Origin of the sequence: Kitasatospora sp. NPDC057198, from assembly GCF_042670125.1 — a bacterium.
Taxonomy (GTDB): Bacteria; Actinomycetota; Actinomycetes; order Streptomycetales; family Streptomycetaceae; genus Kitasatospora.
Window position 1 is genome coordinate 1 of sequence record NZ_JBHUWH010000427.1, and the last position, 6,676, is coordinate 6,676.

At 74.9% G+C, this 6,676-nt stretch carries 5 protein-coding genes and 1 pseudogene; 2 read left to right on the forward strand and 4 right to left on the reverse strand.

Annotated elements, in window-relative coordinates; translation table 11 throughout:
- Together ACFUEL_RS32165 and ACFUEL_RS32170 are read right to left on the reverse strand one after the other, a co-directional pair.
- Window positions 1-405 (reverse strand): annotated as a pseudogene (locus ACFUEL_RS32165) (hypothetical protein); the annotation flags it as partial.
- 52 nt (window positions 406-457) lie between these two features.
- Window positions 458-616, reverse strand: coding sequence for a hypothetical protein (locus tag ACFUEL_RS32170; protein ID WP_380240510.1), 159 nt, complete (start codon window positions 614-616; stop codon window positions 458-460).
- A 380-nt stretch (window positions 617-996) separates the two neighbouring features.
- Here ACFUEL_RS32170 and ACFUEL_RS32175 point away from each other — a divergent pair, with 380 nt between their 5' ends.
- On the forward strand, window positions 997-3,123 hold the full coding sequence (locus ACFUEL_RS32175) for a tetratricopeptide repeat protein (protein ID WP_380240512.1): 2,127 nt from the start codon (window positions 997-999) through the stop codon (window positions 3,121-3,123).
- On the opposite strand, the gene ACFUEL_RS32180 is transcribed toward ACFUEL_RS32175, so the two are convergent.
- Window positions 3,107-4,387, reverse strand: coding sequence for a hypothetical protein (locus tag ACFUEL_RS32180; protein WP_380240514.1), 1,281 nt, complete (start codon window positions 4,385-4,387; stop codon window positions 3,107-3,109). The two genes, ACFUEL_RS32175 and ACFUEL_RS32180, sit on opposite strands and share 17 nt — an antisense overlap.
- Before the next feature lie 576 nt (window positions 4,388-4,963).
- Window positions 4,964-5,578 (reverse strand): TetR/AcrR family transcriptional regulator, encoded by a 615-nt coding sequence (locus ACFUEL_RS32185; RefSeq protein ID WP_380240516.1) that lies wholly within the window; start codon window positions 5,576-5,578, stop codon window positions 4,964-4,966.
- Between the two features lie 96 nt (window positions 5,579-5,674).
- On the opposite strand from ACFUEL_RS32185, the gene ACFUEL_RS32190 reads away from it, so the two are divergent.
- A partial coding sequence (locus ACFUEL_RS32190; RefSeq protein WP_380240518.1) for an MFS transporter occupies window positions 5,675-6,676 on the forward strand: 1,002 nt, incomplete at its 3' end.

Consider the following 6,676-nt stretch of genomic DNA (forward strand, 5'->3'; position numbering starts at 1 on the left):
CCCCCAGGGTGCCCGGATCGACGGGTCGTCGAAGGCTTCGGCGGCCGAGCGGTAGAGCCGCTCCAGGCGCTCCTTCACCCGCTGCCGGGCCTCCTCCGGGATCGCCGCCTGGTTGAGTCGTCCGGCGGCCGCGTGCACCGCGTGCAGGACCCGTTCGGGCCGCCCGTCCACGATGTCCGCGACCGGGAACTTGTAGTCCGCCTCGGTCGCCGGGTTCCCGCCGGGCCTGCGGTACAGGAACACGCCGGCCAGCTTGACCGGATCACCGTCCGCCCAGGCCCGCGCCCGGGACTCCGCCTTCGCACCGGACCACGCCCGGTCCCGCGGCGCCCAGGGCATGTCGACGTCCGCGGCGTCGTCGTCCTCCGGCGGCACGGCCGCCGGTTCCTTCTTCGCAGCGGTCAAGGCCGCGCCTCCGATCGATCGGGAACAGGAGAGGGAAAAGGGGGAGGGGCGGTCACTCCTCGCGTTCGAGTTCCGCCTCGGCCACCTCCTCGTCGAGGTCGCGCTGCGCCGCGTAGTACAGGTCGTTGACGAACCCCTCGGCGGCGGAACGCCCGAGGTCGGGCGCCAGTTGCAGCAGCCGGTCCGTGTAGGTGCCGATCAGATCGCTCATGCCGTCGAGTGGACACCGCCACCGGGACCCGTGCGAACCCGAACGGCCGGACGGCCCCGCCGGTGCCTCCTTCCGATGGACTCCTCCGCGACCGCAGGCCGCCGCTCCGCGACCACCGGCCGTCGCTCCGCGCCCACTGCCCACCGGCGCAACCTCGTTCGGACAGGACGAGACACCGGCTCGGAGCGCGATCCTTCGAGCGGGCGCCATCGTGCCGCCAGGTTCCGGCGCCCTCCGCGGAGCCCGTGCCCGGGGCCTTCGGGAGGGACGGGAAGAACGCGTGCTGACGGAGCGTGGTGGGCAGGCTACGGTTGGGCTCGTCAGATGGCGCACGCAGGCGGCAGCGATGCCGGCCGGGCACGGTTCTGGGGGTACGGGGCATGATCGATCCGCTGTCGGTCACGGCGGTCACGGGGGTGCTGGGCGCGGTCGGCTCGGCGGTGGCGGGGGAGGCCGGGAAGTGGGCCTGGGAGTCGGTCGGGAACCTCGCCCAGCGGGTGACCGGGCGTCAGGTCCAGGCCCCGGTGGGGGTGGAGCAGCGCGAGGAACTGGCCCGGCTGATGGTCGAGGGGGCGCGCAACGACCCGGCGCAGGCCCGAGCGCTGGCCGCCTGGATGGGCGGCCTGGCCGACGGCGCGCCCGCCCCGGCGAACGCGGTGCCGCGGCTGCTGCCCGCCTCCACCCGGTACTTCACCGACCGCAGGGGGCCGCTCGCCGAACTCGACGGCGAAGCCGGACGCAAGGCCGACGGCCGACCCCGACAGGTGCTGCTGCACGGCCCGGACGGCATCGGCACCAGCGCGGTGGCCATCCACTGGGGCGTCCGCGAGGCCCACCGCTTCCCCCACGGGCAGTTGTACGCCGACCTGCGCGCCGCCGGACCGCAGGGCACCGCCGACCCGGCCACCGTCCTGCGCCGCTTCCTGCGCCGGCTCGGCGTCCCCGCCGACCACCTGCCCGCCGGCGTCGAGGACCGCGCGGAACTGTTCGCCGCCCTGCTCGCCACCCGCCGCCTGCTGGTCGTCCTCGACCACGCCCACTCCGCCGCCCAGGTCCGGCCGCTGCTCACCGCCGCCCCCGGCGTGCTCACCGTCGTCACCGCCCGCCGCCCACTGGCCGGGCTGGACATGCTGAACATCGCCGTCGGCCCGCTCGCCGACAAGGACGCCCGCCGCCTGCTCACCGACCTCGCGGGCAAGCACGCCGTGGCCGCCGCCAAGGCCGCCCTGCCCGGCGTCCTGGAACGCTGCGCCGGATCCCCGTTCGCGCTGCGCGCCGCCGCACCCGTACTGGGCGACGCCGTGCCGCAGGCGCTCGCCGGGCAGACCTTCACCGACCCGGTCCAGGCCGCGACCGCCGACCGCTACGCCCGGCTCGCCCCGAACTCCGCACTGGTGTACCGGCGTTGCGCGCTGCGCCGGTGGCCCGCGATCGACGCCCGGGCCGCGGCCGCCGCCACCGGCCTGACCGAGGCCGAGGCGGCCGGGGCACTCGGCGAACTCGCCGCCGCCGGACTGCTGGAGACCGCGCTCGACGGTCGGCACCACTACCGCCCGGCCGTCCGCCACCACGCCGAGGCCGCCGCGCTGCGGGAGGACGGCCTCGCGGCCTGCGCCACCGCCGTGCACCGCACCGTCGAGCACTACCTGCGGCTGGCCGTCGGCGCCGACCACGCCGCCCTCCCGCAGCGCCCGCACTTCGGCCCGCTGTACGCCGGGATCGGCCCCGACGGGTACCCGGACGAGGCCGCCGCGCTGGCCGCGCTCGGCGCCGAACTGCCCAACCTGGTCGAGGCGGTGGCCGCCGCCGAGGAGTTCGCCGCCCCCGGGACGGTGTGCCAACTGGTCGAGGCCCTGTGGGCGTTCCAGCTGAAGGTGGGGCGGCACGACGAACTGCTGCCCGCGCTGCGGGCCGGCGTCCGGGCTGCCGGGGCGGCGGGTGCCGAAGTCCGGACGGCGGCCCGGATGCACCTCCAACTCGCCTTCGCCCTGATGGAATTGAAGGAGTACGGCGAGGCCGAACAGCATTTCGTGTCGGCCATCGGCATCGAGGAGGGCGGCGACCCGCGGGGGCGGGCCACCGCCGTGGAGTCGCTCGGACTGCTGAGGCTGGGCCAGTGGCGCTACGGCGAGGCGCTGGAGTGCTTCGAGCGGGCCGTCGGACTGCTCGACGGCATCGGCGCGGACGACAGCGCGCAGGCGCACCGGCCCCGGGCCCGCGCCCTGCTGCAACGGCACCGCGGCCGGGCGCTGCGCGGGCTGGGCCGGTTCGAGGAGGCCGCGGCCTCGATCGGGGAGGCGGTGGCCTTCTTCCGCGGCACCGACGAGGCGTACAACCTCGCCCGAGCGCTGACCGACCTGGCGCAGACCCTGATCGAGCAGCGGCGCGGGCCGGACGCACTGCCGCTGCTGGACGAGGCGGCCACCCTGCTGGAGCGCGGCGGCGCGACCTTCCACCTGGTGCCGCTCGGCGTGCTGCGCGAACTGTGCGTCAACGAGCCGCAGTGACCGTCACCCGGTGCACCGTGCCGCCGGAACGGACCACCAGCACCCCCGGCACCGGCCCGGCGGCCAGCAGCGCGGAGGCCGCCGCGGCCGGGTCGATCCCGTCGGAGGCACCCGCCAACTCCAGTTCCGCACCCGAGCGGTGGCGGACGGTGCAGGTGCCGGCGCCGGTCACCTGCACCGCCAGCGTGCACGAGCGGTGGCGCGACAGCGTCTGCCCGGCCCAGAGCGCCGGCGGGCCGAGCCGGGGATCGTCGGCGCCCCCGTGCCGGACGATCACGTCGGCGAGGGCCAGCGCGCCCGGGTCGAGGGTGTCCTCGGGCACGACCAGGTGGGCCGCGCCCGGCCCGGCCGGCTCGTGGCGGGCGGCCGCGAAACGCCGCACCTCCACCGCACCGTCCGCCCCGACCCGGGTCAGCACGCGCACCGGTGCCGTCACCGCGGGCGGCTGGTGCGCGGGCAGCGGCAGCAGGTCCAGCAGTGCGGGCGCGGCCGGCTCGGGCAGACCGAGGACCCGGTAGAACAGCGCGCGCAGCAGCGCCGCCGACCCGCCCGGGGCGGACGTCGTCAACTCGGCCGGGCTCGGAGGAACTTCGCCTTTGGCGATCAACTCCTCCAGCTGCGGGCCGAGTTCGGCGTACGGGTCCAGCTTCGGCGCCGACCGGACGAACGCCGCGACCTGCGAACCGTCGTCGATCACGGACGGCCCGGTCGCGGCCAGCAGCACCGGGGTGCCGATCGCCGCCGCGTAGTAGCTCACCGAACCGAAGTCGCCCACCACGGCGTCCGCGGCCACCAGGGCCTGCCGCCAGTCCGCCACCGGATCCACCAGGGTCACCCCCGCCCGGCGTGCCCCGTCCAGCCACAGCCGGACCTGGCCCGGACCGTGGCCGTGCCACACGTTCGGGTGCAGCACCACCGCGACCCGGTACTCGTCCAGCGGCAGTTCCGGCAGCCGGGACAGCAGCAGCGGCAGCACGTCGTCCGGACCGCCGTCACCGAACAGCGAGGTGGGGTTCCAGGTCGAGTTCAGGACCAGCAGGCGCTGGCCGACCCGAACCCCGAACGCCCGGCGGAACGCGTCCCGGCGGGGGAGGGCCGCGAGGATCCGGTCGAAGCACGGGTCACCGCCCAGCACCGCCGTGTGCGCGGCCTCCGGACATGCCGCGGCCAGCCGGTCGAGCTGGTCGGGGTGGGAGAGCACCAGCGCGTCCGCGATCGGCCTCCCGCCGTCGTCGAGCAGCCACTCCGGCGACAACCCGAACACGGGAACGCCCCGGCCCCCGGCCCCGGTGTCCGGTGTCCGGTGTCCGGTGTCCGGTGTCCGGTGTCGCCAGCTTCTTATTGTAGCCGACCCCGTGCGAGAGGATCGTCAACTTCCCTGTGAAGCGGTGGAGTTGGCCGCCCAGGCTGGCGGATATCACCAAGTCGGGATCGAGGCCCAGCGCTTGTTCCCACGGGACGACCGGAAGGCCCAGCCGGTCGAGGAGTTCGGGCGTTCCGGAGCGGAAGGGGGAAGTGCCGGGGCAGGTGGCCAGCAGCTGGGTGCGCAGATCATCGCGGAACAGGTGGACGACATCGAGCAGCCGGGTCGCCGAGGTGACGTTGTGCACCACCAGCAGCACCCGTCGGCACCCGCCGCGGGTGGCCCACCGCGAGGAGTCCTCGCCCACCGGCACCCTGATCCACTCGCCCAGCAAGCCGTTCCTCCACGATCGTTCCACCGCCGTCCGGGCAGCCTATCGACCACGGGGGGCGGTGGAGCCGGTCGAGCCGGTCGAGCCGTGGGGCATCCGCGTCACGTCGGGCCGACCGGGGCGGTGCCGGACCCGGGTGGGTGTGGTCAGGCGGGTTCTCCGGGGGCGGGCCCCAGCGTTCGGACCGCGGCGTCGATCGCGGCGGTCAGGCGGGCGGGGTCGTGGCCGGCGCGTTCCCGTACCCGTAGCCCGAGCACCGTGGTGAACAGCAGTTCCGCGGTGGCGTCGAGGTCGAGGGCGGTGGGCAGTTCGCCGCGGTCGCGGCCTTCGGCCAGCAGCGAGCGCAGTGCCTGCCGGGTGGTCTCGAAGGCGGCGTCGGTCCGCCGGCGGACCTGGTCGTCGGTGGTACCGAGTTCGGTGGCCGTGTTGACCACGAAGCACCCCCGGCCGTTCCGGCCGTCCTGATCGTCCGCCGGGCAGGTGACCAGCCACAGCATCCACTCCCGCAGCACTTCCCGGACCGGGCGGTCGCCCGCGTGCAGGCGCTGTTCGGCCTGGGCTGACTCGGTGGCCCGGTAGTGGTCCAGTGCGCGCAGGAACAGCGTGTGCTTGTCGGTGAACGTCCGGTACAGGCTGCTGGGCGTCAGTTGCAGCTCGTCGCCCAGGTCGCGCACCGAAGTGGCGTGGTAGCCGCGTCTCCAGAACAGCTCGGTCGCCGAGACGACCGCGTCCTGCTCGTCGAACTGTCGGGGGCGTGCCATGTCCTCACCTTACCCGGCTTGTGGAGCGATCGCTCCCATACTAGGGTTCCGTGATTGGGAGCGATCGCTCCCAAATCGATGGAGGGGGACGGTACCGTGGCGACCGCGGAACAGAACTCACCCCGGGCGAAGGGCCCGGAGGCACCGGAGGCCCCGAAGGCGAATCGCTGGCCGGCGGTCGGCGCGGTGGCCCTGGGTACGTTCCTGCTGGTGAGCGCCGAGCAGTTGCCGATCGGCCTGCTGACCTCGGTGGGGTCCGCGCTGTCGGTCTCGGAGGGGACGGCCGGACTGATGGTGACGGTGCCCAGCCTGGTCGCCGCGTTCGCGGCGCCGCTGGTGCCGGTGCTCGTCAGGGGGATGGACCGGCGGATCCTGCTGCTCGGGCTGATGGCGCTGATGACCCTCGCCAACGCGGCCTCGGCCGGGGCGCCGGACTTCGGCGTCCTGGTGGCCTCCCGGGTCGTGGTCGGGGTGGCGATCGGAGGCTTCTGGGCCGTCGCCAGCGGTCTGGCCGTCCGGCTCGTGGCGGCCGAGCAGGTGCCGAAGGCCACCGCGATCATCTTCGGCGGCGTCGGGGCCGCGAACGTGTTCGGCGTCCCGCTCGGCACCCTGGTCGGCGACCTCGCCGGCTGGCGCACCGCCTTCGCGGCACTGGGCGCCCTGGCGCTGGTCGCGCTGCTCGCGCTGCTGGCCGTGCTGCCCGCGCTGGTCGCCGCGCAGCCCGTCCGGCCGCGTCTCCTGGCCGAGCAGTTCCGCAACCCCGGAGTGCGGGTCGGCATCATCGCGACGGTCCTCATCGTGTTCGGGCACTTCTCGGCCTACACGTTCGTGAGCCCGGCGCTGCAGAAGCTGTCGGGCATCGACGAGGGCCACGTCGGCCCGTTGCTGTTCGGCTTCGGTGCGGCGGGCATGATCGGCAACTTCGTCGCCGGCTCGGCGCTCTCGCGCCGGGTGCACCGGAGCGTGCTGGCCATCGCCCTCGCCCTGGCGGTCGCGATGCCGCTCTTCGTGCTGTTGGGCCGGACGGCGGTCACCGGCGCCGTCCTGCTGATCGTCTGGGGGCTGGCCTACGGCGGCGTGTCCGTGGCCCTGCAGACG

Coding starts and splice junctions, on each gene's coding strand:
- ACFUEL_RS32170 (WP_380240510.1), bottom strand. CDS start 616: ATGAGCGATCTGATCGGCACCTACACGGACCGGCTGCTGCAACTGGCG.
- ACFUEL_RS32175 (WP_380240512.1), top strand. CDS start 997: ATGATCGATCCGCTGTCGGTCACGGCGGTCACGGGGGTGCTGGGCGCG.
- ACFUEL_RS32185 (WP_380240516.1), bottom strand. CDS start 5,578: ATGGCACGCCCCCGACAGTTCGACGAGCAGGACGCGGTCGTCTCGGCG.